Source organism: Dickeya sp. MK7, from assembly GCF_000406305.1.
Classification (GTDB): Bacteria; Pseudomonadota; Gammaproteobacteria; order Enterobacterales; family Enterobacteriaceae; genus Dickeya; species Dickeya fangzhongdai.
In genome coordinates, this window is the sequence record NZ_AOOO01000065.1 from 1 (window position 1) to 1,682 (window position 1,682).

Sequence of the window (1,682 nt, forward strand, 5' to 3'; positions counted from 1 at the left end):
ATGCGCGATGGTGTTCGCCATCACATCCGTGTTGCCCTGCGCATCCGTCGTTGCCTTGTGGATCTGCTCCGCCAGATACGGCGCCGCCGCACCCGTCACCGCCTGTGCCACATTTCCCGCCAGCATGCCCTGCAACGCCGCCGTCACCGCCTGTATCCCCTGCCGTACCGGCCCGCCCGTGCGGTACGGCGACGCATTCAATGACGCATGGTAGTAATCCTGATACAGCGCCTGCGTCACGTCATCCTGCGTTATCACCTTATCCAGCGACGCCGCCTTCTCCCTACATCGTCAGTTACGCCCGAACGGTATGAAGGGCAACCCGTAGCAACAGATTATCTTCAAGGGCTACTGGCTGGAAGATCTCGGCTTCAACACCGGACAGCCGGTGATTGTCACCGTGGAGCGCGGGCGGCTGGTGATTGAGGCGGAACTTAGGATCTGACCGGTAAAAATGACGATCCCGGCGCAGAGGCCGGGATCGGTATCATTTCAAGATATAATCGAACTTATCATCGAAGTTTAATTCGATATCCTGCTTTCTTACCCTCTCTAACACTTCCACTATTCGATTAAACGTATCACCTAAGCGCTGTCGGGTTGTATCTGAGTTCGTCCATACCAGCGTTACTGGCCGCTCGACGTCATTGCTTAATCGATCCCAGAGCGCATTAAGATTTCTTCCATAGTAGGGACCAAAATCTAGTTTCTCCGATAGAACACCATGAACATCAGATTCGGTATATATGTTTAAACCATCTAAAATAATTTCGCGTTTGCTCACTTCCATTTACCTATTGATGTTGCTGTTTCATAGTGATCAGTAGTGATATACAACAACCCATCACTCGAATATAACAACCTTGTTCCCGGCTGATTGCTTCTCGACATCGTATTATTCAATCCTATATCAGCCTCGCGCCATACTCTTCCTGGCGAAGACGGTAACAGGTTATTTGAATTTTCGAAGATATCACCACCTAATTGCCCACCGGGGTTTGTATTATTCAATGCTTTCCCAGGTTTCCAGCCATTAGCAACAGCTTGAGCCTTATCTACATAATTCGATGGTAATGTTCCGGTAGTCCGCAAGCTATCCACAACATCATTTGCTGCTTGAGTAGTCTGTAAGTCCAATTTTAATCCAGCGTAGCTTGCTGCGTTATGGGCTTCATTACCTATAAACCCAGCCGCCGCCGATTCAGCTTTACCAGCTACTTTACCTGCTACCTTGGCAACGATCTTCTCCGTTACGCCTGCGGTCACTTTTACCACACCCGTACCACCGGCAAGCAGACCCGCTATATCCGTAACCAGTTTTCCGCCTTCAACACCGGCATTGAACGAGCCACTGGCTCCGGCCTTCTGGTATTCCGCTTCCATGTTGTTGATGCGGTCTATATACGACTGCTTCACCGCATCCGACACATTACCCAGCACATCACCGCTGTTAAACAGCGATTTCAGCGCCTCATATGTCTCCATCGGGCTGCTTGCCGTTTTCACGATACCGTCGATCGTGTCATACAGACCTGCCGGAACCCCGGCAACCATCCCGGCCGCAAAGCTCCCATCCTGCCCTAAATCTATCGCCGTCCACTTCGCCTCAGCCTGCACTTTGCAGGCTTGAGTCTGACACTCTTCAAGCTCTTTCTTCTTCTGAGCCTTCTGCTGGTTGCTCA

Annotated in this window: 3 protein-coding genes and 1 pseudogene; 1 reads left to right on the forward strand and 3 read right to left on the reverse strand. The window is 51.1% G+C overall.

The window, feature by feature from the left end; all coding sequences use genetic code 11:
- Window positions 1-258: pseudogene (locus tag DXXMK7_RS00120) on the reverse strand (adhesin); the annotation flags it as partial.
- A gap of 79 nt (window positions 259-337) precedes the next feature.
- Here DXXMK7_RS00120 and DXXMK7_RS21470 point away from each other — a divergent pair.
- Window positions 338-445, forward strand: a complete 108-nt coding sequence (locus DXXMK7_RS21470) for a SymE family type I addiction module toxin (protein WP_256379658.1) — start codon at window positions 338-340, stop codon at window positions 443-445.
- Between the two features lie 42 nt (window positions 446-487).
- Here the strand turns inward: DXXMK7_RS21470 and DXXMK7_RS00125 are convergent, their stop codons facing one another.
- Together DXXMK7_RS00125 and DXXMK7_RS22930 are read right to left on the reverse strand one after the other, a co-directional pair.
- On the reverse strand, window positions 488-790 hold the full coding sequence (locus DXXMK7_RS00125) for a barstar family protein (RefSeq protein ID WP_038904231.1): 303 nt from the start codon (window positions 788-790) through the stop codon (window positions 488-490).
- The coding region (locus DXXMK7_RS22930) for a ribonuclease domain-containing protein (RefSeq protein ID WP_305809614.1) at window positions 781-1,682 on the reverse strand (902 nt) is incomplete at its 5' end. The genes DXXMK7_RS22930 and DXXMK7_RS00125, both read right to left, overlap by 10 nt.

What these genes read in the sequence shown, in the direction of transcription:
- DXXMK7_RS00125 (WP_038904231.1), bottom strand. Translation starts at nt 790, where the DNA reads ATGGAAGTGAGCAAACGCGAAATTATTTTAGATGGTTTAAACATATAT.